The sequence below is a fragment of the Pseudomonas ekonensis genome (assembly GCF_019145435.1).
Taxonomy (GTDB): domain Bacteria; phylum Pseudomonadota; class Gammaproteobacteria; order Pseudomonadales; family Pseudomonadaceae; genus Aquipseudomonas; species Aquipseudomonas ekonensis.
Genome location: NZ_JAHSTS010000001.1, coordinates 1609350 through 1636266 on the forward strand (window position 1 = coordinate 1609350; position 26917 = coordinate 1636266).

Sequence of the window (26917 nt, forward strand, 5' to 3'; positions counted from 1 at the left end):
AAACAGGAGGTCTCTATGTTCGACAAAAACAATAAGCTGCGACATAGCATTTCATTGGCGGCCCTGCTGGCCTTGAGCGGTCTGAGCGCTTCGGCCTGGGCCGATGCCTACGAAGAGGCGGCGAAGAAGTGGATCGGCAGCGAGTTCAAGCCGTCCACCCTGACGGCCGATCAGCAACTGGCGGAACTGAAGTGGTTCATCAAGGCCGCCGAGCCGTTTCGCGGGATGGACATCAAGGTCGTCTCGGAAACCCTGACCACCCACGAATACGAGTCCAAGGTGCTGGCCAAGGCCTTCACCGAAATCACCGGGATCAAGGTCACCCACGATCTGCTGCAAGAAGGCGACGTGGTGGAGAAACTGCAGACCGTGATGCAGTCGGACAAGAGCATCTATGACGGCTGGGTCAACGACTCCGACCTGATCGGCACGCATTTTCGCTACGGCAAGACCGAAGCGATCAGCGACCTGATGGCCAACGAGGGCAAGGACTTCACCTCGCCGACCCTGGACCTCAAGGACTTCATCGGCACCTCGTTCACCACCGCGCCGGACGGCAAGCTGTACCAGCTGCCCGACCAGCAGTTCGCCAACCTCTACTGGTTCCGCGCCGACTGGTTCGAGCGTGCGGACCTGAAGGCCAAGTTCAAGGAAAAGTACGGCTATGAGCTGGGCGTGCCGGTGAACTGGTCCGCCTACGAGGACATCGCCAGGTTCTTCAGCGAAGACGTCAAGGAAATCGACGGCAAGCGCATCTACGGGCACATGGACTACGGCAAGAAGGATCCGTCCCTCGGCTGGCGCTTCACCGACGCCTGGTTCTCCATGGCCGGCGGCGGCGACAAGGGCCTGCCCAACGGCTTGCCGGTGGACGAGTGGGGGATCCGCGTCGAGGACTGCCATCCGGTGGGCTCCAGCGTGACCCGCGGCGGCGACACCAACGGCCCGGCGGCGGTGTTCGCCACCACCAAATACGTCGACTGGCTGAAGAAGTACGCGCCGCCGGAAGCCGCGGGCATGACCTTCTCCGAGTCGGGGCCGGTGCCGTCCCAGGGCAACATCGCCCAGCAGATCTTCTGGTACACCGCGTTCACCGCCGACATGACCAAGCCGGGCCTGCCGGTGGTCAACGCCGACGGCACGCCGAAGTGGCGGATGGCGCCGTCGCCGCGCGGGCCGTACTGGGAAGAGGGGATGAAGCTGGGCTATCAGGACGTGGGTTCGTGGACGTTCATGAAATCGACGCCCGAGAAACAGAAGCTCGCGGCCTGGCTGTACGCGCAGTTCGTGACCTCGAAAACCGTGTCGCTGAAGAAAACCATCGTTGGCCTGACGCCGATCCGCGAGTCGGACATCAACTCCCAGGCCATGACCGACCTGGCACCGAAGCTCGGCGGCCTGGTGGAGTTCTACCGCAGCCCGGCCCGCATCCAGTGGACACCGACCGGCACCAACGTGCCTGACTACCCGCGCCTGGCGCAGCTGTGGTGGAGCCACATCGCCGAGGCCGCCAGCGGCGACAAGACCCCGCAGGAAGCCCTCGACGGCCTGGCCAAGGATCAGGACGCGATCATGACCCGCCTGGAACGCTCCAAGGCCCAGGCCACCTGCGCGCCGAAAATGAACCCTGAGCGCGATGCGCAATACTGGTTCGACCAACCCGGCGCACCGAAGCCGAAACTGGCCAACGAAAAGCCCAAGGGCGAGACCGTGAGCTACAACGAACTGCTCAAGTCGTGGGAGGCGGCGCGCAAGTGAGCGCGGGGGCGTAACGAATGAACGGCACCGGAAGGTGCCGTTCTTGTTTCTGCATCGGATTAAACCAGAACCGCCAGATCGGTGTGTTGAGCCACCACAGGGTCGGCGGTCAGCAATTTCATGGGCTCTGTCAGTGCGGCGGCGATGATCAGACGGTCGAAGTCGAGTGTCCAGAGCAAGATACGGGTATCGAGCAACAACCTCATGCTCGAGTGCCTTCGAAGTCATCCAGCGTCTCGTCTGACAATGGTGCGTCGAAATCATCGGGTAGCGTCAGCTTTCCCTTCATGGCTCCGATGCGCCGGGGATCGGGTTTTCCGGCGGGAACGAGGCGTGCGAGTGCACGACCATGTTTGGCAATCGTGATGATTTTTCCGGCTGCGGCTTCATCGACGAGTTTGGACAGGTTGTTTTTGGCTTCGGCCAACGGAACGATGATCATCATGTTTCCCCTGAGTTCTGGACAAATTTAGCCAGAATGTTGTGGGGCCGCAAAGGGGTGCGATTGTTCAGCGCAGACAAGTGCCCGGTTGACTGATCCCGCTCCGTAGGCCGTTGCCGCGCCCCAAACCTGCTGTCGAACGGCCAACGTATCAAGGCCTTCAATCCATTCGCAAAAGGTGTTCCGTTTCATCATCCGGCCTCGCTCCGATAGTCCATCCGTCAGGCACTACCCTAAAGAGTTTCACTGAGGCTGGCTGTAGGACGAAACGGACGTTACGGCGCGAGCTTTCGGCGTTTGTGGGAGGATGGGGCGCGGCGGTAACGAATCCTACAAGAGTTGCGGTGCACCCATCGAACCGGTGCGACTCACGCCTCCGGATTGGGAAACCCCAACCTGAACACCGTCATCGCCCCCGGCAGGCTCTTCACTTCGGCCACGCCCCGGTGCAGGCTCATGATCGAGCGCACGATGGCCAGGCCCAGGCCGGTGCTGCCCTGGGTGCGCGAGCGGCTGCTGTCGACCCGGTAGAAGCGGTCGAACAGGTGCGGCAGGTGCTGCGCTTCGATGCCGGCGCCGGGGTTGCTCACCAGCAGCGAAGACTGGGCGGCGCCCCGTTCGATCAGCAGGGTGACCGTCTTGCCGTCCGGGCAGTGGCGCAGGGCGTTGGAGAGCAGGTTGGAGATCGCCCGCTGGATCATCAGGCGGTCGCCCAGTACGCGGGCGCTGCCGATCACGCTCAGCTGGATCCGCTTGTCCTGGGCCGTCAGGGCGAACATCTCGGCCACTTTGCGCGCTTCGTCCGCCAGCTCGACCGTTTCGAACGGCGCCAGCGCCGAAGGATGGCTGACCTGCGCCAGGAACAGCATGTCGGACACGATCCGCGCCACCCGTTCCAGCTCTTCGATGCAGGACACCAGCACGTCCTGGTACTCCTCCACGCTGCGTTCCCGGGACAGCGTCACCTGGGCCTTACCCATCAGGTTGTTGATCGGCGTGCGCAGCTCATGGGCCAGGTCGTCGGAAAACTGCGACAGCTGCTGCACACCCGCGTCCAGGCGGTGGAGCATGACGTTGATGCCCTGGGCCAGTTCGCTCAGTTCCTGGGGCATGTTCACCACCGACAAGCGATGGTTCAGGTCCTGGGTCGAGACCATCGCCGCCACCTTGCGGAACTCGCGCATCGGCGCCAGCCCCCGCTGCACGGCGCCCCAGGCGCTGAGCCCGATGAAGATCAGCAGCAGCGGCAGCGCCATGAGCGTCGAACGCAGGTAGGCGCTGAGCAAGGCCTGGTCGTGGGCGTTGTCCACCGACAGCAGCAGCGGCACGCGGGTGCCGTCTTTCAGGCGCACGAGCTTGGTCGCCGTGAGGAATTTTGCCCCGGCGGTGTCGGTGCTGGCGGTGTAGGCCAGTTCGTCGGTCGCCGTCCGTGCGGCCTTGAGCTCCAGGCGCGGTTCGGCCATGCCGGCGCCGGACTTGAGCAGCGGCGTGCGCAGGTTGTCGAGGTCGTAGAGGGTCAGCGTGAGGTTGTCGTGGCCCATGACCTGATCGAGCAGGATGTGGGGTTTTGAGCGGATTTCGCCGGGGTCGGTGTACAGCGACAGGCTGTGCTCGACCTGCTCCATCTTGCTGGCCAGGCTGTCCCGGGACAGCGCGTTCAGTTCGTGGGTCAGGGCGAAGTAGGCCAGCACCGCGAGGAACACCACCAGCAGCGCGCCCAGCACGCTGACCGTGATGCCCAGGCGCATCGACAGGCTGACCGGCTTCATTCCCGCGCCTCCAGCACATAGCCGACGCCGCGCAAGGTGTGGATCAGCTTGCTGGCGAACGGATCGTCGATCTTGGCCCGCAGGCGGCGGATCGAGACTTCCACCACATTGGTGTCGCAGTCGAAGTTCATGTCCCACACCAGCGAGATGATCTGGGTGCGGGTCAGCACCTCGCCGGACTGGCGCATCAGCAGGTGCAACAGGGCGAATTCCTTGGTGGTGAGGTCGATGCGCTGCCCGTCGCGAAAGGCCCGGTGACGGCCCGGGTCGAGCTCCAGGTCGGCCACCTTGAGCACCTGCGGCACCGGGATGTTCTCGCTGCGGCGCATGAGCGTGCGCACCCGGGCCAGCAGCTCGGGAAACTCGAACGGCTTGACCAGATAGTCGTCGGCGCCCAGGTCCAGGCCGCGGATCTTGTCGGCCAGACGGCCGCGGGCGGTGAGCATCATCACCCGGGTGGAGCGGGTGCGGCGCAGTTGCTCGAGCACGCTCCAGCCGTCCAGTTCCGGCAGGTTGACGTCGAGGATCATCAGGTCATAGGCCTGCTGTTGCGCCAGGTGCAGTCCGTCGGCGCCGTTGGCCGCACGGTCGACGACATAACCGCTTTCCGTCAGTCCCTGGTGCAAGTATTCGGCAGTTTTAAGCTCGTCCTCGACAATAAGGATTCGCATGGTCAATCACCACTTTCATTGAAGGGTCAATTAATGGGGCGGGCTCTGGAAGTTGTTGTTCTTATCGGCCGGTTCAGTTGTTTAGTTGCGGCGGTTCAATGTGTTTCCTGCGGGCATTTCGCCGGAGGAAGGTGTGCAGAATAAAGTCTGTAGTCACTTCAGGGTCAAACGAAGTCGCTGATTGGATGTGCCTAAATCGGCCTTCTGCGACGGTCTGTCGCAGCGCTGAGGGCGATTTTTCATGCACTTCATGAATCCAGGAGTGCGGCAAGTGCTGTTCGGCAGATACTCGAAGAGTAAGTGTTTCGTTGTGTTTCTAATTGGTCGTGCACACTTCCATGCTAGAGCAAAAGTTAACGGGCCAACGCTGGATAACGTATTTGTAATGTTCCAGTCACCTTGTCGATAAGTTCAAAACCCTACCGTGGCGGCATCGAAGATTCCCGAATCAAAAAGGAAACATTCAATTGCCCGGTTTAATTGAACGGACGGCGCGCCTGCGCCTGAAAAACACGCGGCGGGTGTTGCATGCCGCCGGCTTCCTGCTGTGGGGCGGCTGCGCCATGGCGGCCGTTTCGCCGGGCCCGGCGTTGACGCTTGACCAGGCCCTGCAAACGGCCTTCGCCGGCAACCCCGAGTTGGCCGCGGCCGGCTGGGAAATCGGCATCGCCGCAGGCGAGCGGCAGCAGGCGGGGCTGGTCCCGAACCCGCAAGTGTCTTGGGAAGCGGAAGACACCCGCCGCGAGTCGCGCACCACCACGGTGACCCTCAGCCAGCCGATCGAACTGGGCGGCAAGCGCGGGGCGCGGATCGATGTGGCGAGCCGCGCCCAGGACGCCGCCGGCATCGAGCTGGAGCGCAAGCGCCTCGGCCTGCGCGCCGACGTGATCCAGGCCTATACCGCCGTGCAGACGGCGCAGCAACGGCTGCAACTGTCCCGTCAGTCGCAGGCCTTGGCCGAGCACGGCCTGCGGGTGGCGCAGGGGCGGATCGGGGCAGGCAAGTCGTCGCCGGTCGAAGGCACGCGGGCCGAGGTGCAATTGTCGCAAGTGCGCCTGGAGCTGAGCCGGGCTGAGCGCGACCGGGCCAATGCCTGGCAGCAGTTGGCGCAGGTGATGGGCGCGCCGTTGCCGGAGGCGGCCGAGGTGCCGGCCGCAGCGGCCGCGCTGCCGGCGGTTCCGCCGTCGTCCCGGTTGCTCGGGCGCCTGAACGAGACCGCCGAGCTGCGCCTGGCGGCGTTGCAGATCGACCAGCGCGAAGCCTCGCTGGGGCTGGAGAAGGCCCAGCGGATTCCGGACCTGACCGTCAGCGTCGGCAGCCAGTACAGCGAAACGGAACGCGAACGGGTCAACGTCGTCGGGCTGTCGCTGCCCATTCCGCTGTTCAACCGCAACCAGGGCAACGTGTTGGCCGCCGCACGCCGCGCCGATCAGGCCCGGGACCTGCGCAACGCCACGGAGCTGCGCCTGCGCACCGAAGTCCAGACGGCGCTGGAGCAATGGCAGACCGCCAACGGCGAAGCGCAGGCGTTCGACCGGAACATTCTGCCGGCCGCACAACGTGCCGTGGACAGCGCCACCCGCGGCTTCGAAATGGGCAAGTTCGCTTTTCTCGATGTGCTCGACGCCCAGCGCACCTTGATCGACGCCCGCACCCAATACGTCCAGGCCGTGGCCGACGCGAGCGACGCCCGGGTGCGCATCGAGCGCATTTTCGGCGATCTCGGCGCGCTCGCCGCCAGTCGCTGAATTTCACTTTTTCGATCACCGCAGCGCTGCGTCGGCGGCGCGGCGCAGAGGAGTTTCCATGGATAAAAAACTGATGGCGGTCGCGGCGGCGACCTTGAGCCTGGGCATCGGAATCGGCGCGTTGTGGGTGGGCAACCTGTCCGAGGGTGCCCACGCCGACGAGGCGGCCGAGCACGCGGAGCATGCTGCCCAAAGCGCAGCGGCCGAAGGCGGGCACGATGAAGGCGAAGAAGGGCAACTGATCCTGAGTGCCGAACAGATCGCCGCGTCGGGCATTCAACTGGCCCGGGCCCAGCCGGCGGGGCTGAGCTTGGGCTTGCCGTTCCCCGGCGAAGTGCGCTTCGACGAAGACCGCACCGCGCACGTCGTGCCGAGGGTGCCCGGCGTTGTGGAGTCAGTGCCGGTGGTGCTGGGCCAGCCGGTGAAGAAGGGCCAGTTGCTGGCGGTGATCGCCAGTCAGCAGATCTCCGATCAGCGCAGCGAGCAGGCGGCGGCGCAACGCCGCCTGGCGTTGGCGCGCACGACCTATGAACGGGAGAAGCAGTTGTGGCAGGACAAGATCTCCGCCGAGCAGGATTTCCTTCAGGCCCGCCAGGCACTGGAAGAGGCCGAGATCGCCCTGGCCAACGCCCGGCAGAAAATCAGCGTGCTCAGCGGCAGCATGGCCGCTGCCGGAGGCAACCGCTATGAGCTGCGCGCGCCGTTCGACGGCGTGGTGGTGGAGAAACACCTGACGCCGGGCGAGGTGGTCGACGAGACCACCAACGCCTTCACCCTGTCGGACCTGTCGCGGGTGTGGGTGACCTTCGGCGTTTCGCCCAAGGACCTGAACCGGGTGCAGGTGGGCAAGCCGGTGACCGTCAGCGCGCCGGAGCTGAACGCCGAAGTGGCGGGCACCGTGGCTTACGTCGGCAATCTGCTCGGCGAGCAGACGCGCACCGCGACGGTCCGCGTGACCCTGGCCAACCCGCAGGGCGCCTGGCGTCCGGGGCTGTTCGTGACGGCGCTGGTGGCCACCGACAGCCGGCAGGTCAAGGTGGCCGTGCCGGAGGCCGCGGTCCAGACCGTGGAAGACCAGCCCACGGTGTTCGTGCGCACCGGCGACGGCTTCAAGGCGCAAACGGTGGCGCTGGGCAGCCGCGCCGCCGGGCTGGTGGAAATCACCGAAGGGCTGGAGGCGGGCGCGCAGGTCGCCGCCGCCGGCAGCTTCATTCTCAAATCGGAATTGGGCAAGGCCTCGGCCGAGCACGCTCACTGATCCGTCTTCGACAAGAAGGTCCCCATGTTTGAACGCCTGATCCAGTTCGCCATCGAGCAGCGCTTCATCGTGCTGCTCGCCGTATTGCTCATGGCCGGCCTCGGCGTCGCCAGCTATCAGAAGCTGCCGATCGACGCGGTGCCGGACATCACCAACGTCCAGGTGCAGATCAACACCGGCGCCGCCGGGTTCTCGCCGCTGGAGACCGAGCAGCGCATCACGTTCCCCATCGAGACGGCGATGGCCGGATTGCCGGCGCTGGAGCAGACCCGTTCGCTGTCGCGCTCGGGCCTCTCGCAGGTCACGGTGATCTTCAAGGACGGCACCGACCTGTTCTTCGCCCGGCAACTGGTCAACGAGCGCCTGCAAGCGGCCAAGGAACAGTTGCCCGAAGGCGTGGAGGCGGTGATGGGGCCGATCTCCACGGGCCTGGGCGAGATCTTCCTGTGGACGGTGGAGGCCCGGGACGGCGCGCTCAAGGACGACGGCACGGCGTACACGCCGACCGACCTGCGGGTGATCCAGGACTGGATCATCAAGCCGCAGCTGCGCAACGTTCCCGGCGTGGCCGAGATCAACACCATCGGCGGGTTCGCCAAGGAGTACCAGATCGCCCCCGACCCGAAACGGCTGGCGGCCCACAAATTGACGCTGACCGATCTGGTGACGGCGCTGGAGCGCAACAACGCCAACGTCGGCGCCGGCTACATCGAGCGCAGCGGCGAGCAGCTGCTGATCCGCGCGCCGGGGCAGGTGGCGAGCACCGAAGACATCGCCAATATCGTGATGGCCAACGTCGACGGCACGCCGATCCGGGTGAGGAACGTGGCCACCGTCGACATCGGCCGCGAACTGCGCAGCGGCGCCGCCACCGAAAACGGCCGCGAAGTGGTGCTCGGCACCGTGTTCATGCTGATCGGCGAGAACAGCCGCACGGTCTCCCGGGCGGTGGCCGGCAAGCTTGAGCAGATCAACCGCTCGCTGCCCAAGGGCGTGGTCGCGGTGCCGGTGTACGACCGCACGCACCTGGTGGACAAGGCCATCGCCACGGTGAAGAAAAACCTGGTGGAAGGCGCGGTGCTGGTGATCGCGATCCTGTTCCTGTTCCTGGGCAACATCCGCGCCGCGCTGATCACCGCGATGGTGATTCCGTTGTCGATGCTGTTCACCTTCACCGGCATGTTCACCAACAAGGTCAGCGCCAACCTCATGAGCCTGGGGGCGCTGGACTTCGGCATCATCGTCGACGGCGCCGTGGTGATCGTGGAGAACACCCTGCGCCGGCTGGCCCACGCGCAGCAGCATCACGGGCGGCTGTTGACCCGTTCCGAGCGTTTCCATGAGGTGTTCGCGGCGGCGAAGGAGGCACGGCGCCCGCTGATCTTCGGCCAGTTGATCATCATGGTCGTGTACCTGCCGATCTTCGCCTTGAGCGGGGTGGAAGGCAAAATGTTCCATCCGATGGCGTTCACCGTGGTCATCGCGCTACTCGGTGCGATGTTGCTGTCGGTGACGTTCGTGCCGGCGGCCATTGCGTTGTTCGTCACCGGTAAGGTCAAGGAGGAAGAGGGCGCGGTCATGCGGGGCGCGCGCCGGGCGTACGCGCCGGCGCTGGCCTGGGTGATGGGCCACCGCAAGGCGGCGCTGGGCCTGGCGCTGGGCGTGGTGGTGTTCAGCGGCGCGGTGGCCGCACGCATGGGCAGCGAATTCGTGCCGAGCCTCAGCGAAGGCGATTTCGCCCTGCAGGCCTTGCGCGTGCCGGGCACCAGCCTGACCCAGTCGGTGGACATGCAGCAGCGCCTGGAAACCCTGATCCTGGGCAAGGTGCCGGAAGTCGAGCGGGTGTTCGCCCGCACCGGCACCGCCGAAATCGCCTCCGACCCGATGCCGCCGAACATCTCCGACAGTTACGTGATGCTCAAGCCCAAGGACCAGTGGCCGGATCCGGGCAAGTCCCGCGACACCCTGATGGCCGAACTGCAACAGGCGGCGGCGACCTTGCCGGGCAGCAACTATGAGCTGTCGCAGCCGATCCAGCTGCGTTTCAACGAGCTGATCTCCGGCGTGCGCAGCGACGTGGCGGTCAAGGTGTTCGGTGACGACATGGACGTGCTCAACGCCACGGCGGCGAAGATTGCGGCGTCGATGCAAAAGGTCAGCGGCGCGTCCGAGGTCAAGGTCGAGCAGACCACCGGGCTGCCGGTGCTGACCATCAACATCGACCGCGACAAGGCCGCCCGCTACGGGCTCAACGTGGGCGATGTGCAGGACACCATCGCGGTGGCGGTCGGCGGGCGTCAGGCCGGCACGCTGTATGAAGGCGACCGGCGGTTCGACATGGTCGTGCGCCTGTCCGACGCCATGCGCAAGGACATCGACGGCCTGTCGGCGCTGCTGATCCCGGTGCCGGCGCTCAACGGCGCCGCCGACCGGGTCGGGTTCATCGCACTCAAGGAGGTCGCCAGCCTCGACCTGGTGCTGGGGCCCAATCAGGTGAGCCGTGAGAACGGCAAGCGTCTGGTGATCGTCAGCGCCAACGTGCGCGGGCGTGACATCGGCTCGTTCGTCAGCGAGGCCGCCGAGGCGATCGGGCGCGATGTGCAGGTTCCGGCCGGTTACTGGACGAGCTGGGGCGGCCAGTTCGAACAGTTGCAGTCGGCGGCCAAGCGTCTGCAGGTCGTCGTGCCGGTGGCGCTGCTGCTGGTGTTCGGGCTGCTGTTCATGATGTTCAACAACCTCAAGGACGGCCTGCTGGTGTTCACCGGCATTCCGTTTGCGCTGACCGGCGGCGTCATGGCCCTGTGGCTGCGGGACATCCCGCTGTCGATCTCGGCGGGCGTCGGTTTCATCGCCTTGTCGGGGGTGGCGGTGCTCAACGGGCTGGTGATGATCGCGTTCATCCGCAACCTGCGGGAAGAGGGACGCTCACTGGCCGAGGCGATCGACGAGGGTGCGCTGACGCGGCTGCGGCCGGTGCTGATGACGGCGCTGGTGGCGTCCCTGGGCTTCATTCCCATGGCCCTGGCCACCGGCACCGGCGCGGAGGTGCAGCGCCCGCTGGCCACGGTGGTGATCGGCGGGATTCTGTCCTCGACCGTGCTCACGCTGCTGATCCTGCCGCTGCTCTACCGCCTGGCCCACCGCCGGGACGAGGACGCGACCCCAGGCCGATAGCGGTCTCCCTGAAGGAGCGAGCAGGCTCGCTCCTTCAGGTTGATTCCCTTGGGCGGCGGGCACATGACGGATATGTAATGTGCGCGCCACCGTCACGAAAGGTACGGGTTGTTACCTTGAACCCGTCAGTTACTCAACGAGGAATCAAGCATGAAACCTGTACAGATCGGTGCCTTTCTGGCTGCGTTGGCGGTGTCTTCCCTGGCCATGGCCGAAGGCGGCGGCGACCGGACGTTCGAGCGGATGATGACGGCCAACGACCGTTCGGTGGAGCTGTTCGTCGCCAAGGAAAAGGCCCGCGAACCTGTGGTCGTCAACGAGAAGAAAGACGACGCCACCCAAGACCTGTAAGCGTGCCGCGCTTGCGCAAGCCCGTCACCGTGCACCGATGACGGGCTTTTTCATGAGTCAGCTACGGAAGGAAACGGATATGAAAGCCATCCGATCGATTGTGTTCGCCGGTGCCATGGCGATGTCCCTGAATGCGTTGGCCGAAGGCGGCGGTGACCGTACGTTCGAAAGGGCCCTCGGCGCCAATGCCAAAGCCATGGAGCAGTACGCAGCCAGCCAAGGCAAAGCGGCGCCGGTGGTGAAGGCCTATGAGTACGGGATGAAGCTGGACGTGGTCAAGGTGGTGAGCGTCGTGCGCCCGCAGACAGCCTGCGCGGTGGTGCCGACGGCGATGACCTACGAGGACTCGCAGGGCCAGCTCAACACGGTCACGTACACCGTGGCGGGCGATTGCCGCAAACGGGGAGGGTGAGTTCCTACAGCAAGGCCCCGGTTTCCATGAATTTCCGTGAATGCTCCTACAGTTTTTTAAGGTTGGCTTCGGAGGACCCGTCACTTACCCTCAGGGCGGATGGATTTCATCGGATACCAAAAGGACGGGGCAATCTTGGAAGCAGCATTCACTTGCCTGAGCGGCGACATTTGGCGTTATGATTGCGTCAAATGTCGTATGGAGGGCGTCGGTATGTCCACGGTTACAACGGCCTCGGTCCCGAGGGTGCGCAAGACCCTCAGAAGGCCGACCGAGGTGCTGCTTCATGGCCGCAAGGGCGACACGCGCCTGTCGATCCTCAAGTTCACCAACGAGGGTTTCAGCCTGAGTGCGGTCAAGGACATGCTGGCCCTGTCGGCGCTGTACATGGAGCACGACCTTGTCCAGCGCATCACGGGCAAGTCCATCCGCACCGTCCAGCGCCTGGCGAAGGAGACCGGTTCGGTTCGCCTGAACCCGCAGCAAAGCGCCGTCGCTTTCCAGTACGCGCAAGTGCTGGAACACGCCACCGAGGTGTTCGGCAATCAGCAGTTGGCCGAAGACTGGCTGAAGAAACCCTGCAAGTACCTGGACGGCAATGTGCCGCTGGAGCTGGTCGACAACCCGCTGGGCTTCCAGGTGGTGGAGGATTACCTGACCCGGATCGAGCACGGGGTCTATCAGTGAATCCCTTGCCCTGGGACGGCAAGTGGTACGCCTGGCGTCTGGACCGTGAGGTCTACAAGGAAACATGGGACAGCGGCATCGGTGCGCAACGCTCCGGCGGCCGCTGGAACCCGCCCGGTCGCCGGGTGATCTACGCATCGGCCGATCCGTCGACCGCCATTCTGGAGGTCGCGGCCCACCTGGGCTTCGATGCGCTGGACACCGTTGCGCACGTGCTCACCTGTTTCGAAGTGCGGGATCCCTCGACGATCAAGGTCGTCCAGCCCGAAGACGTCCCCAATCCCAACTGGCTCATTCCGACCCAACCTTCCCCCAATCAGCAACTGTTCGCCGAGAAGCTGCTGGCGCAACATCCCTTTGTGCTCATCCCGTCGGCCGTGACACGGCATTCGTGGAACCTGCTGGTGAGCTGCGATCTGGCGGCGGATCAATTCACCCTGGTCTCGCAGGAGCGTTTCGGTCTGGATACGCGGTTGGTCTAGCGCACTGCAACACGGCAAAAAAAAGGCGCCCCGAAGGACGCCAAAGATTCACCTCTTACCAAAGGAGCAAGGAGCTTCTAAAGGTGAATGGGGTTGATCCGCCGGGTCAGAGGATCGCCAGCGGATACTCGACAATCACGCGTACCTCATCCAGATCCGACTCGAACGCCGTGGCGCGGGTCGTGGCCTGACGCAGGCGCAGCGACATGTCCTTGAACGAGCCGCTCTGCACCACGTATTTCACTTCGATGTCCCGTTCCCAGCGCTTCTGGTCGGTCAACGGATTACCCTCGGCGTCTCGGCGCATGTACACGGCGTTGGCGTTGGAGTAGTCGGCGTCGGTGCCGCGGGCATAGCGGGTCATGAACGACAAGCCGGGTACGCCGTAGGCGCTCATGTCGAGGTCGTAGCGCACCATCCACGAGCGCTCCTTGGGCGAGTTGAAGTCGCTGTACTGGATGGAGTTGTCGAGGAAGATCGAGTCTGACTGGCGCAGGTAGTCGAAGTCGTCGTCGCCGTTGTTGCGCTGGTGCGACAGGGCCACGGAGTGCGCGCCGAGCTTCACGCCGATCCGGCCGCTCCAGATGTCGTTGTCGAACTTGCCGAGCAGCTGTTTGCCCTCATCGACCGCCTTGTAATAGTTCAGGCCACCGAACAGCGACAGGTCGTCCGACAGCGGATACGTCCAGGCGGTGCCGGCGTAGTACTGGTTCCAGGCATCTTTGAGGCGACTGGAGTACAGGCTGAAGCTCAGGTTCTTGTTCAGCGCATAATCGCCGCCGCCGTAAGCGATCCAGGGCGAGTTGACCGGGCCGGCATAGAAGGTCGCGAAGTTGTCGCGCATGTCGCTGGAGACCGGTTGGCTCATCGCATGCAACCGGCCGCCCTGGATCGACAGGCCTTCGATGCTGGTGTTGGTCGCCGTGACACCGCGAAAGCTCTCGGGCAGCAAACGCGAATCGCCCGCTGCCACGACCGGGTTGGCCGGGAACACGTCGCCGATTTTCACCACGGTATCGAACGCCCGCACCTTGGCGGCGCCGCCGACCTTGGTGTATTCGTCCCTTGCTTCACCGTCACTGTTGACCGGCAACACATCGAACGAACTGCGGCCGCCGTTGCGGCCGTCACCGGTATCGAGCTTCAGGCCGATCATCGCGAAAGCATCCACCCCGACCCCGACGGTGCCCTGGGTGAAACCGGATTCGAACTTGCTGATGACGGCATGGGCCCAGGCTTCGGAATAGCCGTTGCCGGTGGGGCTGGACTGGCCGTCGCGGTGATCGCGGTTGAAGTAGTAGTTGCGGTTGAGCACCGTCAGGCTGCTGCCTTCGATGAAACCCTCGGCCTTTTCCTGCGCAAGCGCGCTGGTCGGTCCGGAGCCGACAACCACGGCCAATGCGGCCATCGACATTCTTGAATTGTTAACCATCAATCACTCCTGGAGTTCGGCAGAACGGGAACGTGCTTCGGCGTGGGTCTTGTTGTTCGGCGGAAAGGGCCGCCGTTAGGGTCGCCGGGTGACATCGTTGCAAGCTGCGGATAACGCCAGGGTGATGGGGGAATTACATTTTCGTCATGTGGAGGAGGGGACAATCCCGAACGGTCAGGTCAGGGCTGCAAGTTGTTCGATCGTCTGCGGAAAGCGCTCGACCAGGCGAATCAGGGTGGTGGCCTGGGCATTGGGGGTTGCCCGTCCCTGTTCCCAGTTCTCGAGCGTTCGGGTGTTGGTACGCAGGTACATCGCGAACACCGAGCGCGAGAGGTTGAGCTGTTGACGGATAGCGATCAACTCATCGGCGGTGACAGGCACCAGTTTCGGCAACTGAACCTTGTGGGTCCGCAGTGTGATCTTGCTTTGGCGCTCGTCGGCCAAGGCTTCGACGCCATTCATCAGTTCGGAAAAAATGTCACGTTTCATAGTGGGATCTCTGTACGTCACCTGCGTATAGTCCTGTCCCGAAAACCGAATGGGTCAAGGCCCTTGGGCCATCCTTTTCGCTCCCTTTTCAACGGTAGTCACCGATCGTAAAAACGCCTGTAAGACAAATCAGCCACGCACGTGAGAGGCTTCGGGCATGGTTGAAGGTGGAAGGGCAGGGCGCTCGCAAGCGATCCCGCAAACGCAAAAACGGCACCCGAAGGTGCCGTTTTTGTTTACCGCCGAAGGTCGCCGGGCGATCAGCCCGCCAGACCCGATTGCTGAACCAGGTTCAGCAGCGGCTGAGGGTACAGGCCGAGGAAGAACGCCAGGACGGCGATGGCCAGCAGCATCACGCCGCCTGCCTTCTGTTCCCAGTGCAGCTGGGCGTCGTGACGGCGCAGGTTCGGTTCGATCAGGTACAGGGTGACCATCACGCGCAGGTAGTAGAACACGCCGATGGCACTGCCCAGCACCAGCGAGCCGACCAGCCACCATTGGTGCGACTCGACACCGGTGGCGATGATGTAGAACTTGCCGATGAAGCCGGCGGTCAGCGGGATGCCGGCCAGGGACAGCATCATCACGGTCAGCACGGCGGTCAGGTACGGACGGCGCCAGAACAGGCCGCGGTACTCGTACAGGGCGTCGGCGTCACGGCCGTTGTACGGCGAGGACATCAGGGTGATCACGCCGAACGCGCCGAGGCTGGTGATCACGTAGGTGACCAGGTACACGCCGATGGCTTCCACCGCCAGGCCCTTGCTCGCCACCAGCGCGATCAGCAGGTAGCCGAAGTGCGCGATGGACGAGTAGCCGAGCAGACGCTTGAGGTTGCTCTGGGTCAGGGCCAGCAGGTTGCCGAACAGGATCGAGGCGATGGCGATGACGGTCAGCACGTTGCTCAGCACGCCGCTGCTGGCGGCAGGGGAGATCTGGAACAGGCGCACCATCACGGCGAACACGGCCACTTTCGACGCGGTGGCCAGGAACGCGGCCACCGGCGCCGGAGCACCTTCGTACACGTCCGGGGTCCACAGGTGGAACGGCACCAGCGACAGCTTGAACGCCAGGCCGATCAGCATCATGCCCAGGCCCAACTGGGCCATCGAGCTCGGCAGGCCGGTGGCGGCCAGCGCCTGGCCGATGCCGTTGAAGCTCAGGGAGCCGGCGTCGGCGTAGAGCAAGGCCATGCCGAACAGCAGGAACGCGGAACCGGCCGCCGACAGCACCATGTACTTGATGCCGGCTTCCAGCGAGCGCTTGTTGAAGAAGGCGTAGGCCACCAGACCGTAAACCGGCACCGACAGCAGTTCCAGGCCGATGAACAGGCCGGCCAGGTGCTGTGCGCTGACCAGGACCAGACCGCCGGCGGCGGCCATCAGGATCAGCAGGTACAGTTCTTCACGGTTGCCCGGGTAACCCGAACCGCCGTCGCCCAGGTAGGCGTGGGCGAGGGTGACGCAGGCGAGGGTGGCGACCAGGATCAGCGCCATGTACAGGCAGGCGAACGTGTCGATCTGCAGCAGCGGGGTCACGGCCAGGGGCGCGACTTTGAGTGCCGGCAGGATCGACAGCAACGCCAGGTTCAGGCCCGCCACCGAAATCAGGAAGGTCTGCGAGTGGTTGCGGCGCCAGGCGATGGCCAGCATCACCACGATGATGGTGAGGCTGGTGATCAACAGTGGCGCTAGCGCAATAAAGTGTTGGATCGTGAATTCCATAGCGCTCTTACCGGGCCGAAGCGAGTTGAGTGAAGGCGGTGCCGAGCCACTGCTGCACGCCATGCATGGTGGCGGCAGAGGTGTCGAGGAACGGCTGCGGGTACACGCCGAGGTAGATCAGCAGCACCGCAAGGCCCAGCACCATGATCAGTTCGCGACCGTCCATGCCGTGCAGGATCGAGTCCGACTTGGACGGGCCGAAGTAGGCGCGGTGGATCATGATCAGCGAGTAGACCGAACCGAACACCAGGCCGGAGGTGGCGATCGCGGTGATCCAAGGTGCGCTGGCGAAGGTGCCGATCAGGATCAGGAACTCGCCGACGAAGTTGCCGGTGCCCGGCAGGCCCAGGGAGGCCGCTGCGAAGAACAGGCTGATCGCCGGCAGGTACGCGATGCGCGACCACAGGCCGCCCATCTCGCGCATGTCACGGGTGTGCAGGCGCTCGTACAGCTGACCGCTGAGGATAAACAGCGCCGCCGCCGACAGGCCGTGGGCCAGCATCTGGATCACGGCGCCCTGCAGGGCCAGTTGGCTGCCGGAGTAGATGCCGATCAGGACGAAGCCCATGTGGGAAACGGACGAGAAGGCGATCAGACGCTTGATGTCGGTTTGCGCGAACGCCAGGAACGCACCGTAGAAGATCCCGATCAGACCGAGGGTCATGGCGATCGGCGCGAACTCGGCCGAGGCGTTCGGGAACAGCGGCAGGGCGAAGCGCAGCAGGCCGTAGGCAGCGGTCTTCAGCAGGATACCGGCGAGGTCGACGGAACCGGCGGTCGGCGCCTGGGCGTGGGCGTCAGGCAGCCAGGAGTGGAACGGCACGACCGGCAGCTTCACCGCGAAGGCGATGAAGAAGCCCAGCATCAGCACGTACTCGGTGGTGGCCGACATCTTGGTTTTCAGCAGGTCAGCGTAGTTGAAGCTGATCACGCCGGTGCTGTTGTAGTTCACCAGCACCAGACCGAGGATCGCCACCAGCATGATCAGGCCGGAAGCCTGAGTGAAGATGAAGAACTTGGTCGCGGCGTAGATCCGGGTCTTCTTGCCGTCCGAGGAGCTGTGACCCCAGAGCGCGATGAGGAAGTACATCGGCACCAGCATCATTTCCCAGAAGAAGAAGAACATGAACAGGTCGAGGGCCAGGAACACGCCGACGACACCGCCCAGGATCCACATCAGGTTCAGGTGGAAGAAACCGACGTGACGCTGGATCTCTTTCCACGAGCAGAGCACCGAGAGGACGCCCAGCAGGCCGGTCAGCAGGATCATCAGCAGCGACAGGCCGTCGAGGGCCAGGTGCACGTTGATGCCGAAGCGCTGGATCCAGACATGCTTGAACTCAAGCGCCCAGGTTGGGTCGGCACCGGGTTTGGGTGCAAACGAATAGTCGCCGTGGGCCCACAGCCAGAGGCCGAGGGCGAGCAGCAGGGACATGGTGATCAGCGCAATCCAGCGGGGGAGGGTGGCGCCGAAGCGCTCACCCAGCCAGCACAGCAGGCCGCCGATGAAGGGGATCAGGATTAGCCAAGGCAGAATCATGACGGGCTCGTTTCCTTTCGCAAATTCGCAAGGTTCATATCAGACCGCTACCAGCACGACAGCACCGATGACCAACACGGCACCGGCTGCCATCGAGGCGGCGTACCAACGCAGTTGACCGGTCTCGGTACGGCTCAGGGCGGTGTGGCCGCCCTTGGCCATGCGCGGGATCAGACCGATGGTCTGGTCGAGCGGGTCTTTGCGCAGTGCATGGCTGATCGCAAGGTACGGCTTGACGAACAGTTTGTCGTAGATCCAGTCGAAGCCCCAGGCGGCAAACCACCAGGCCGACAGCAGACGGCCGATGCCGCTGTTGGCGACGGCGGTCACGAAGCGGCGCTTGCCCAGGAACAGCAGGGCCGCCAGCAGGATACCGGCCAGGGCGATGGCGCCCGAAGCGATTTCCAGGCTGTGCTTGGCTTCGCCGCCGGCGTGGCCGACGCTCTCAGGCAGCACACCGTGCAGCGGTGGAACGATCATGGCGCCGACGAAGGTCGACAGCACGATCAGCACCGACAGCGGCAGCCAGTGGGAGATGCCGTGGCCGGCGTGGGCTTCGGTCTTGGCTTCACCGTGGAACGCGATGAAGATCAGGCGGAAGGTGTACAGCGAGGTCATGAACGCACCGACCAGGCCGGCGTACAGCAGGCCTTCGTGGCCGCTGGCGAACGCTTCCCAGAGGATCTCGTCCTTGGAGTAGAAGCCTGCGGTCACCAGCGGCAGGGCGGCCAGGGCCGCGCCGCCGACGATGAAGCTGGCGTAGGCCAGCGGCAGTTTCTTCCACAGGCCGCCCATCTTGAAGATGTTCTGCTCGTGGTGGCAGGCGACGATCACCGCACCGGAGGCGAGGAACAGCAGGGCCTTGAAGAACGCGTGGGTCATCAGGTGGAAGATCGCGCCTTCCCACGCGCCCACGCCCAGGGCCAGGAACATGTAGCCGATCTGGCTCATGGTCGAGTAGGCGAGGATGCGCTTGATGTCGGTCTGCACCAGGGCCGCGAAACCGGCCAGAACCAGGGTCACGCCGCCGACGATGCCGACCAGGTGCAGGATGTCCGGCGCCAGGGCGAACAGGCCGTGGGTACGGGCGATCAGGTAGACACCCGCAGTAACCATCGTTGCAGCGTGGATCAGTGCCGAGACCGGGGTCGGGCCGGCCATCGCGTCCGCGAGCCAGGTCTGCAGCGGCAGCTGGGCCGATTTGCCGACCGCGCCGCCCAGCAGCATCAGGGTCGCCAGGACGATCCAGAAGTCGCCGGCCTTGAAGTGCTCAGGCGCCTTCACCAGCAGTTCCTGGACGTTCAGCGTGCCCAACTGCTGGAACAGGATGAACAGGCCGATGGCCATGAACACGTCGCCGATGCGGGTGACGATGAACGCTTTCAGGGCTGCGTTGCCGTTGTTGCGGTTGCTGTAGTAGAAACCGATCAACAGGTACGAGCACAGGCCCACGCCTTCCCAACCGAAGTAGATGAACAGCAGGTTGTCGCCCAGCACCAGGAACAGCATGCTGGCGATGAACAGGTTGGTGTAGGAGAAGAAGCGCGAGTAGCCCGCTTCACCGCGCATGTACCAGGAGGCGAACAGGTGGATCAGGAAACCCACGCCGACCACCACGCCCAGCATGGTCACGGACAGGCCGTCCAGGTACAGGGTGAAGTTCGGCTGGAAGCTTTCCACCGACATCCAGCGCCACAGCACCTGGGTGTACACGCCGCCTTCCGGCGGTGCGACGTTGAACTGCCAGATCACGTAGGCCGCGACGATGGCGGACAGGCCGATGGAGCCGACGCCGATCAGCGCCGACAGGTTTTCCGAAAGGCGCCCGCGGGAGAACGACAGCAGCAGGAACCCGATCAGGGGAAATACGAAAGTCAGAAAGAGTAGGTTCATCCGCGCATCTCACTGGCAGCGTCGATATCGAGCGTGTGGAAGCGGCGATACAGCTGCAGCAGGATCGCCAGGCCGATGCTGGCCTCGGCGGCGGCAAGGCTGATCACCAGGATGAACATGATCTGTCCATCCGGCTGCGCCCAACGGGCGCCCGCCACGATGAACGCCAGGGCAGAGGCGTTCATCATCACTTCCAGGCTCATCAATACGAACAGAATGTTGCGGCGGACCATCAGGCCGACGAGGCCGAGGCAGAACAGGATGCCGGCGACCGCCAGACCGTGTTCGAGAGGGATAGCAGGCATACGTTACTCCTTCGCCTCGTTGCGGCCCACGTGGAACGCCGTGACGGCTGCGGCGAGCAGCAGCATCGAGGCGAGTTCGACCACCAGCAGGTACGGGCCGAACAGGCTGACGCCCACGGCTTTCGCGTCCACGGTGGTTTGGCCGATGGCCTGGCCGCTCTGGTGAGCGAACAGGACATACAGCAGTTCGGCCAGCAGCAGCGCGGCGAGGATCACCGGCCCCGCCCAGATGCCGGGCCGCAGCCAGGCACGTTCCTGCTGAACCGAGGCCGGGCCCAGGTTCAGCATCATCACCACGAACACGAACAGCACCATGATGGCGCCGGCGTAGGCGATCACTTCCAGCACGCCGGCGAACGGCGCGCCGAGGGCGAAGAACGTCATGGCCACGGCGATCAGCGAAATGATCAGGTAGAGCAGGGCGTGCACAGGGTTGGTGTTGGTGACCACGCGAAGCGTGGAGACAACCGCGATACCCGATGCGAAATAGAAAGCGAATTCCATCGTTCTTCCTTAAGGCAGCAAGCTCTTCACGTTGATCGGCTCGGCTTCGTTCTGTGCGGCGCCTTTCGGCTTGCCCGCAACGGCCATACCTGCAACACGATAGAAGTTGTAATCAGGGTTTTTGCCGGGGCCGGAGATCAGAAGGTCTTCTTTCTCGTACACCAGGTCCTGACGTTTGAACTCGGCCATCTCGAAATCCGGGGTCAGCTGGATCGCGGTGGTCGGGCAGGCTTCCTCGCAGAGGCCGCAGAAGATGCAGCGCGAGAAGTTGATGCGGAAGAAGTCCGGGTACCAGCGACCGTCTTCCGTTTCGGCTTTCTGCAGCGAGATGCAACCGACCGGGCAGGCCACGGCGCACAGGTTGCACGCCACGCAGCGCTCCTGGCCGTCGGGGTCGCGGGTCAGCACGATGCGGCCACGGTAGCGCGGCGGCAGGTAGACCGGCTCTTCCGGGTATTGCAGGGTGTCGCGCTTGCGGAAGCCATGACCGAAGATCATGACCAGGCTGCGCAACTGGGTACCGGTACCCTTAATGATGTCGCCAATATATTTGAACATGGGTCAAGTCCTCACTGAACCGCGACTGCAGGCGTGTTCCACAACACGATTGCAGCGGTCACCAGCAAATTGATCAGGGTCAGTGGCAGGCAGAATTTCCAGCTGAAGTCCATCACCTGGTCATAGCGCGGGCGCGGGATCGAGGCGCGCAGCAGAATGAACAGCATGATGAAGAACGCGGTCTTGAGTGCGAACCAGACGAAGGACAGTTGCGGCAGGATGCCGAACGGGCCGTGCCAGCCGCCGAAGAACAGCGTGACCAGCAGCGCCGAGATCAGGATGATGCCGATGTACTCACCGACGAAGAACATGCCCCATTTCATGCCGGCGTATTCGATGTGGTAGCCGTCGGCCAGTTCCTGTTCCGCTTCCGGCTGGTCGAACGGGTGACGGTGAGTCACGGCCACGCCAGCGATGAAGAAGGTGCAGAAGCCGAAGAACTGCGGAATGATGAACCACAGGTTCTGCGCCTGGTACTCGACGATGTCGCGCATGTTGAACGAGCCGACCTGCACCACGATGCCCATCAGGGCCAGGCCCATGAACACTTCGTAGGACACGGTCTGGGCCGAGGCGCGCAAGCTGCCCAGGAGGGCGAACTTGTTGTTGCTCGACCAGCCGGCGAACAGCACCGCGTACACCGACAGACCGGCCATGGCGAAGAAGAACAGCAGGCCGATGTTCAGGTCCGCCACGCCCCAGGTCGGGGTGATCGGGATGATCGCGAAGGCGATCAGCAGGGCGCTCATGGCCACCACCGGCGCCAGGGTGAAGATCACCTTGTCGGCGAACGGCGGCGTCCAGTCTTCCTTGAAGAACATCTTCAGCATATCGGCGGCGATCTGGAACATGCCGAACGGGCCGACGCGGTTCGGACCGTAACGGTCCTGCCACCAGCCCAGCAGGCGACGCTCGACGAAGCTGAGCAGCGCCCCGCAGACCACCACGGCCAGCAGGACGACGACCGCTTTGATGACCGTCAGGATCACATCGATCACTTCAGGGGTGAACCAGGTCATTGCGCTGCCTCCTGCAGACCGTCGACGGAAACGCCGGCGAATGCCGGAGGAATGCCGGCGATGCCCGCAGGCAGCGCCACCAGGCCTGCGCCCAGCTCTTCATTGATGCGCAGCGGCAGGCGCAGGCTGACGCCGGCGACGTTCAGGCTCAGCATCGCGCCGTCGTTGACGCCCAGGCGGTCGGCTTCGGACTTGGCCAGCGCGACGTAGGCGGCCGGAATGCGCTCCTGCACCGGGGCGGCCTTGGAAGAGTTCTCTTCGCTGCCGAACAGGTGATGGAACGGCACGGCTTGCCAGGTGCCCTGGGCCGGGTTGAACGCGCGCGGAACGCTGGCGAACCAGCTCAGCGCATCGCCGGTGCTTACGATCAGGCGGGTGCCCGGATCGCCGGCGCGCAGATGGCCGCCGACTTCGTCCTGGAACTTGTTCCAGGCCTGCGGCGAGTTCCAGCCCGGCGACCAGGCGAACGGCACTTGCGAGCGCGGTTCGGCGGAGCCCGAGTAGCCTTCCATGGAGAAGGCGAACGCGGTGTCCTTGTCTTGCGGGGTGCGCGGTTCGTGAACGCTGATGTTGGCGCGCATCGCGGTGCGGCCGGAGTAGCGCAGCGGCTCACGGGCCAGCTTCAGGCCCTTGATGCGGAACGCGGCGGACGGCGCGGCGTCGACGATGCCGGCCAGTTGCGCGGTGCTGGAGGCAACGGCGGCGGTGACCTGGTCGAGCTGGGTCCAGTCGATCGACTGGTTCAGCAGGGTGGCGCGCAGGGCGTGCAGCCAGCGCCAGCCTTCGTGCACCAGGATGTTGGCATCCATGTATTGCGGGTCGAAGACCTGGAAGAAACGCTGGGCGCGGCCTTCCTGGCTGACCAGGGTGCCGTCGCCTTCGGCGAAGCTCGCCGCCGGCAGCACCAGGTGGGCGCGGTCGCTGGTGGCGGTCTTCTGGTGGTCGGCGACGATCACCACTTTCGCGGCGTTCAGCGCGGCATCGACCTTGGCCTGGGCGGTGCGGGTGTACAGGTCGTTTTCCAGCACGACGATGGCGTCGGCGCGGCCGTCGATCACGGCTTGCAGCGCGGCATCGACCGATTCGCCGCCGAGCATGGCCAGGCCGAGGCTGTTGGCCTCAGGCACGACCAGGCTGATGGAGCCGTTCTTGTCACGCAGCTTCAGGGCCTTGGCGATGTTCGCGGCTGCTTCGATCAGGGCCTTGGAGCCCAGCGAGGTGCCGGCGATGATCAGCGGACGCTTGGCGGCGAGCAGGGCGTCGGCGATGCGCTTGGCCAGTTGCAGCGCTTCTGCGTCCAGGCCTTCGACGGCCGGGGCGCTGGCGTCCAGGGCGTGGGCGACGGCGAAGCCGATGCGGGCCAGGTCGTCGGGCGCGGCGTGCACGCACTCTTCGGCGACGTCATCGAGCTTGGTCTCGGCCAGGCTGGCGATGAACAGCGGGTTCAGTTCGTGCTGGCCGATGTTCTTCACCGCTGCGTCGAGCCACGGCTGGACGCGCATGGCTTCGGCCATGTCTTCGGCCTTGCCCTTGACCGACTGGCGCAGGGCCAGGGCCATGCGGGCGGCGGTCTGGGTCAGGTCTTCGCCGAGGACGAACACGGCGTCGTGGTCTTCGATGTCGCGCATCGTCGGAACCGGCAGCGGGCTGTCCTTGAGCACTTGCAGGACCAGGCGGATGCGCTCCAGTTCGCAGGCTTCGATGCCGCTGTAGAAGTGCTCGGCGCCGACCAGCTCACGCAGCGCGTAGTTGCTTTCCAGGCTGGCGCGCGGCGAGCCGATGCCGACGATGTTGCGGCCGCGCAGCAGGTCGGCGGCCTTGTCCAGCGCGTCGTCCAGGCTGAGTTTGGTGCCATCGGCCAGCAGCGGCTGGCGCGGGCGGTCGGTGCGGTTGACGTAGCCGTAGCCGAAACGGCCGCGGTCGCACAGGAAGTACTGGTTCACCGAACCGTTGTAGCGGTTCTCGATGCGACGCAGTTCGCCGTAGCGCTCGCCCGGGGAGATGTTGCAACCGCTGGAGCAGCCATGGCAGATGCTCGGGGCGAACTGCATGTCCCATTTGCGGTTGTAGCGCTCGGAGTGGGTCTTGTCGGTGAACACGCCGGTCGGGCAGACCTCGGTGAGGTTGCCGGAGAACTCGCTTTCCAGGGTGCCGTCTTCGACGCGGCCGAAGTACACGTTGTCGTGGGCGCCGTATACGCCAAGGTCAGTGCCGCCGGCGTAGTCCTTGTAGAAGCGCACGCAGCGGTAGCAGGCGATGCAGCGGTTCATCTCGTGGGAGATGAACGGGCCCAGGTGCTGGTTCTGGTGGGTGCGTTTGGTGAAGCGATAACGGCGCTCGTTGTGGCCGGTCATCACGGTCATGTCTTGCAGGTGGCAGTGACCGCCTTCCTCGCACACGGGGCAGTCGTGCGGGTGGTTGGTCATCAGCCATTCGACGACGCTGGCGCGGAACGCCTTGGATTCTTCATCGTCGATGGAGATCCAGGTGTTGTCGGTGGCAGGGGTCATGCAGGACATGACGATGCGACCGCGGGTGTCGTTCTCGTCGGTGTACTGCTTGACCGCGCACTGGCGGCAGGCCCCGACGCTACCGAGCGCGGGGTGCCAGCAGAAATAAGGGATGTCGAGGCCCAGCGACAGACATGCCTGCAACAGGTTGTCTGCCCCGTCGACTTCGAGCGCTTTGCCGTCTACGTGGATAGTGGCCATGGTTCAAAGGTCTTCGTTGGCCCGGTGTCAGCGGGCGTGGCTAATGGAATCTTGTTGTCCGTCCGAATCCAACCAGCCCCGAAAGGCGTCATCGGACGCAAGGCGAGGGGCACGGACCCTTCGCCTCTCTTTAAGCGTTTACGCGCCGACGGTGATCGGCTTCGCCATAGGCGGGACGGCGGCGCTGGAAGGCGCGATGCCGGCCTCGAACTCCGGGCGGAAATATTTGATCGCGCTGCCCAGCGGCTCCACGGCACCCGGTGCGTGAGCACAGAAGGTCTTGCCCGGGCCGAGGAAACCCACCAGACCCAGCAGGGTCTCGATGTCGCCTGGCTGGCCCTGACCCTTCTCGAGGGCCATCAGCAGCTTGACGCTCCATGGCAGGCCGTCGCGGCAAGGGGTGCAGAAACCGCAGGACTCGCGGGCGAAGAACTGCTCCATGTTGCGCAGCAGGGACACCATGTTGATGCTGTCGTCCACCGCCATGGCCAGGCCGGTGCCCATGCGGGTGCCCACCTTGGCGATGCCGCCGGCGTACATCTGCGCATCGAGGTGCTCCGGCAGCAGGAAGCCGGTGCCGGCGCCGCCCGGCTGCCAGGCCTTGAGCTTGTAGCCGTCGCGCATGCCGCCGGCGTAGTCCTCGAACAGCTCGCGGGCGGTCACGCCGAACGGCAGTTCCCACAGGCCCGGGTTCTTGACCTTGCCGGAGAAGCCCATGAGCTTGGTGCCCATGTCTTCGCTGCCGTCGCGGGCCAACGATTTGTACCAGTCCACGCCGTCGGCGATGATCGCCGGCACGTTGCACAGGGTCTCGACGTTGTTCACGCAGGTCGGCTTGCCCCACACGCCCACGGCGGCAGGGAAGGGCGGCTTGGAGCGCGGGTTGGCGCGGCGGCCTTCCAGGGAGTTGATCAGCGCGGTCTCTTCACCGCAGATGTAGCGCCCGGCGCCGGTGTGGACGAACAGCTCGAAATCGAAGCCGCTGCCCAGGATGTTCTTGCCCAGCAGGCCGGCGGCCTTGGCTTCTTCCACGGCACGGTTCAGGTGCCTGGCGGCGGTGGTGTACTCGCCGCGCAGGAAGATATAGCCGCGGTAGGTCTTCAGCGCGCGGGCGCTGATGAGCATGCCTTCGATCAGCAGATGGGGCAGTTGCTCCATCAGCATGCGGTCCTTCCAGGTGTTGGGCTCCATTTCGTCCGCGTTGCACAGCAGGTAGCGGATGTCGATGGATTCGTCCTTCGGCATCAGGCCCCACTTCACGCCGGTGGGGAAGCCTGCGCCGCCGCGGCCCTTGAGGCCCGAGTCCTTCACGGTCTGGACGATGTCGTCCTGGCTCATGTCGGCGAAGGCCTTGCGGGCGGCGGCATAGCCGTTCTTGGCCTGGTACTCGTCGAGCCAGACGGGCTCGCCGTCGTCGCGCAGGCGCCAGGTCAGCGGGTGGGTCTCGGCCGAACGCTGGATGCGGTTGGCAGGACCGAAAGAAGTCAGGGTCATACGTAGCCCTCGAGCAGTTTGGCGACGCCGGCAGGCTGTACGTCGCCAAAGGTGTCGTCGTCGATCATCAGCGCCGGTGCCTTGTCGCAGTTGCCCAGGCAGCAGACCGGCAGCAGGGTGAAGCGGCCGTCGGCGGTGGTTTGGCCGAGGCCGATGCCCAGTTCGCTCTGGATCTGGCTGACGACGGACTCGTGGCCGCCGATGTAGCAGACCATGCTGTCGCAGACGCGGATGATGTGGCGGCCCACCGGCTGGCGGAAGATCTGGCTGTAGAACGTGGCCACGCCTTCGACGTCGCTGGCGGGGATGCCGAGGACTTCGCCGATGGCGTACACGGCGCCGTCCGGCACCCAGCCGCGTGCCTTCTGCACGATCTTCAGGGCTTCGATCGACGCCGCGCGCGGGTCTTCGTAGTGGTGCATCTCGTGCTCGATGGCCGAGCGCTCGGCTTCACTCAAGGTGAAACGGTCTGTCTGGATAAGCGTGCTGTTCATGC

Annotated in this window: 23 protein-coding genes and 1 pseudogene; 8 read left to right on the top strand and 16 right to left on the bottom strand. The window is 64.6% G+C overall.

Annotated features, from left to right (window positions below):
• Nucleotides 1–15: 15 nt before the first annotated feature.
• Nucleotides 16–1758, top strand: coding sequence for an ABC transporter substrate-binding protein (locus KVG96_RS07345; protein WP_217891415.1), 1743 nt, complete (start codon nucleotides 16–18; stop codon nucleotides 1756–1758).
• A gap of 59 nt (nucleotides 1759–1817) precedes the next feature.
• Here the strand turns inward: KVG96_RS07345 and KVG96_RS07350 are convergent.
• The 4 genes and pseudogenes from KVG96_RS07350 to KVG96_RS07365 all read right to left on the bottom strand — a co-directional run.
• Nucleotides 1818–1919 (bottom strand): annotated as a pseudogene (locus KVG96_RS07350) (PIN domain nuclease); the annotation flags it as partial.
• 41 nt (nucleotides 1920–1960) lie between these two features.
• A complete protein-coding gene (locus KVG96_RS07355) occupies nucleotides 1961–2203 on the bottom strand; it encodes a type II toxin-antitoxin system Phd/YefM family antitoxin (protein WP_225927224.1) in 243 nt (80 codons plus the stop codon).
• A 365-nt stretch (nucleotides 2204–2568) separates the two neighbouring features.
• Nucleotides 2569–3969 carry a heavy metal sensor histidine kinase gene (locus KVG96_RS07360; RefSeq protein WP_217891417.1) on the bottom strand — a complete coding sequence of 467 codons (1401 nt, stop codon included), beginning with the start codon at nucleotides 3967–3969 and terminating at the stop codon, nucleotides 2569–2571.
• Nucleotides 3966–4640 (bottom strand): heavy metal response regulator transcription factor, encoded by a 675-nt coding sequence (locus tag KVG96_RS07365; protein ID WP_085580099.1) that lies wholly within the window; start codon nucleotides 4638–4640, stop codon nucleotides 3966–3968. The genes KVG96_RS07360 and KVG96_RS07365 overlap by 4 nt, the downstream gene beginning before the upstream one ends.
• A 467-nt stretch (nucleotides 4641–5107) precedes the next feature.
• On the opposite strand from KVG96_RS07365, the gene KVG96_RS07370 reads away from it, so the two are divergent.
• The 7 genes from KVG96_RS07370 (at nucleotide 5108) to KVG96_RS07400 (ending at nucleotide 12752) form a co-directional block, all read left to right on the top strand.
• Complete coding sequence (locus KVG96_RS07370; protein WP_217891418.1) at nucleotides 5108–6388, top strand: TolC family protein; 1281 nt, start codon at nucleotides 5108–5110, stop codon at nucleotides 6386–6388.
• Nucleotides 6389–6446: 58 nt separating this feature from the next.
• Nucleotides 6447–7646 carry an efflux RND transporter periplasmic adaptor subunit gene (locus KVG96_RS07375; RefSeq protein ID WP_217891419.1) on the top strand — a complete coding sequence of 400 codons (1200 nt, stop codon included), beginning with the start codon at nucleotides 6447–6449 and terminating at the stop codon, nucleotides 7644–7646.
• Between the two features lie 24 nt (nucleotides 7647–7670).
• Nucleotides 7671–10820: a CusA/CzcA family heavy metal efflux RND transporter gene (locus KVG96_RS07380; protein WP_217891420.1), complete on the top strand. Its 3150-nt coding sequence runs from the start codon at nucleotides 7671–7673 to the stop codon at nucleotides 10818–10820.
• Between the two features lie 150 nt (nucleotides 10821–10970).
• On the top strand, nucleotides 10971–11171 hold the full coding sequence (locus KVG96_RS07385) for a co-regulatory protein PtrA N-terminal domain-containing protein (protein ID WP_085579771.1): 201 nt from the start codon (nucleotides 10971–10973) through the stop codon (nucleotides 11169–11171).
• Nucleotides 11172–11250: 79 nt separating this feature from the next.
• Nucleotides 11251–11583 carry a DUF2790 domain-containing protein gene (locus KVG96_RS07390; RefSeq protein WP_217891421.1) on the top strand — a complete coding sequence of 111 codons (333 nt, stop codon included), beginning with the start codon at nucleotides 11251–11253 and terminating at the stop codon, nucleotides 11581–11583.
• A gap of 213 nt (nucleotides 11584–11796) precedes the next feature.
• Complete coding sequence (locus KVG96_RS07395; protein WP_217891422.1) at nucleotides 11797–12270, top strand: Xre family toxin-antitoxin system antitoxin; 474 nt, start codon at nucleotides 11797–11799, stop codon at nucleotides 12268–12270.
• A complete protein-coding gene (locus tag KVG96_RS07400; RefSeq protein ID WP_217891423.1) occupies nucleotides 12267–12752 on the top strand; it encodes an RES family NAD+ phosphorylase in 486 nt (161 codons plus the stop codon). The genes KVG96_RS07395 and KVG96_RS07400 overlap by 4 nt, the downstream gene beginning before the upstream one ends.
• 106 nt (nucleotides 12753–12858) lie before the next feature.
• On the opposite strand, the gene KVG96_RS07405 is transcribed toward KVG96_RS07400, so the two are convergent.
• The 12 genes from KVG96_RS07405 to nuoE form a co-directional block, all read right to left on the bottom strand.
• Nucleotides 12859–14184 (bottom strand): OprD family porin, encoded by a 1326-nt coding sequence (locus KVG96_RS07405; RefSeq protein ID WP_217891424.1) that lies wholly within the window; start codon nucleotides 14182–14184, stop codon nucleotides 12859–12861.
• Between the two features lie 174 nt (nucleotides 14185–14358).
• Complete coding sequence (locus tag KVG96_RS07410) at nucleotides 14359–14673, bottom strand: helix-turn-helix domain-containing protein (protein WP_217891425.1); 315 nt, start codon at nucleotides 14671–14673, stop codon at nucleotides 14359–14361.
• A 260-nt stretch (nucleotides 14674–14933) separates the two neighbouring features.
• Nucleotides 14934–16397 carry an NADH-quinone oxidoreductase subunit NuoN gene (nuoN, locus tag KVG96_RS07415; protein ID WP_085579783.1) on the bottom strand — a complete coding sequence of 488 codons (1464 nt, stop codon included), beginning with the start codon at nucleotides 16395–16397 and terminating at the stop codon, nucleotides 14934–14936.
• A gap of 7 nt (nucleotides 16398–16404) precedes the next feature.
• On the bottom strand, nucleotides 16405–17937 hold the full coding sequence (gene nuoM / locus KVG96_RS07420) for an NADH-quinone oxidoreductase subunit M (protein WP_217891426.1): 1533 nt from the start codon (nucleotides 17935–17937) through the stop codon (nucleotides 16405–16407).
• Between the two features lie 39 nt (nucleotides 17938–17976).
• Entirely contained in the window at nucleotides 17977–19830 is a 1854-nt protein-coding gene (nuoL, locus tag KVG96_RS07425; protein WP_085579787.1) for an NADH-quinone oxidoreductase subunit L, read from the bottom strand.
• A complete protein-coding gene (gene nuoK, locus KVG96_RS07430; RefSeq protein ID WP_003180046.1) occupies nucleotides 19827–20135 on the bottom strand; it encodes an NADH-quinone oxidoreductase subunit NuoK in 309 nt (102 codons plus the stop codon). Before nuoK ends, nuoL begins: the two co-directional genes overlap by 4 nt.
• Nucleotides 20136–20138: 3 nt before the next feature.
• Nucleotides 20139–20639, bottom strand: coding sequence for an NADH-quinone oxidoreductase subunit J (gene nuoJ / locus KVG96_RS07435; RefSeq protein ID WP_217891427.1), 501 nt, complete (start codon nucleotides 20637–20639; stop codon nucleotides 20139–20141).
• A 9-nt stretch (nucleotides 20640–20648) separates the two neighbouring features.
• Nucleotides 20649–21197, bottom strand: a complete 549-nt coding sequence (nuoI, locus tag KVG96_RS07440; protein ID WP_085579791.1) for an NADH-quinone oxidoreductase subunit NuoI — start codon at nucleotides 21195–21197, stop codon at nucleotides 20649–20651.
• Between the two features lie 11 nt (nucleotides 21198–21208).
• Nucleotides 21209–22216, bottom strand: coding sequence for an NADH-quinone oxidoreductase subunit NuoH (gene nuoH, locus KVG96_RS07445; protein ID WP_085579793.1), 1008 nt, complete (start codon nucleotides 22214–22216; stop codon nucleotides 21209–21211).
• Nucleotides 22213–24927, bottom strand: a complete 2715-nt coding sequence (gene nuoG, locus KVG96_RS07450) for an NADH-quinone oxidoreductase subunit NuoG (RefSeq protein WP_217891428.1) — start codon at nucleotides 24925–24927, stop codon at nucleotides 22213–22215. Before nuoG ends, nuoH begins: the two co-directional genes overlap by 4 nt.
• 138 nt (nucleotides 24928–25065) lie before the next feature.
• Complete coding sequence (gene nuoF, locus KVG96_RS07455) at nucleotides 25066–26421, bottom strand: NADH-quinone oxidoreductase subunit NuoF (RefSeq protein ID WP_217891429.1); 1356 nt, start codon at nucleotides 26419–26421, stop codon at nucleotides 25066–25068.
• A complete protein-coding gene (nuoE, locus tag KVG96_RS07460; RefSeq protein WP_085579799.1) occupies nucleotides 26418–26915 on the bottom strand; it encodes an NADH-quinone oxidoreductase subunit NuoE in 498 nt (165 codons plus the stop codon). Before nuoE ends, nuoF begins: the two co-directional genes overlap by 4 nt.
• Nucleotides 26916–26917 lie beyond the last annotated feature (2 nt).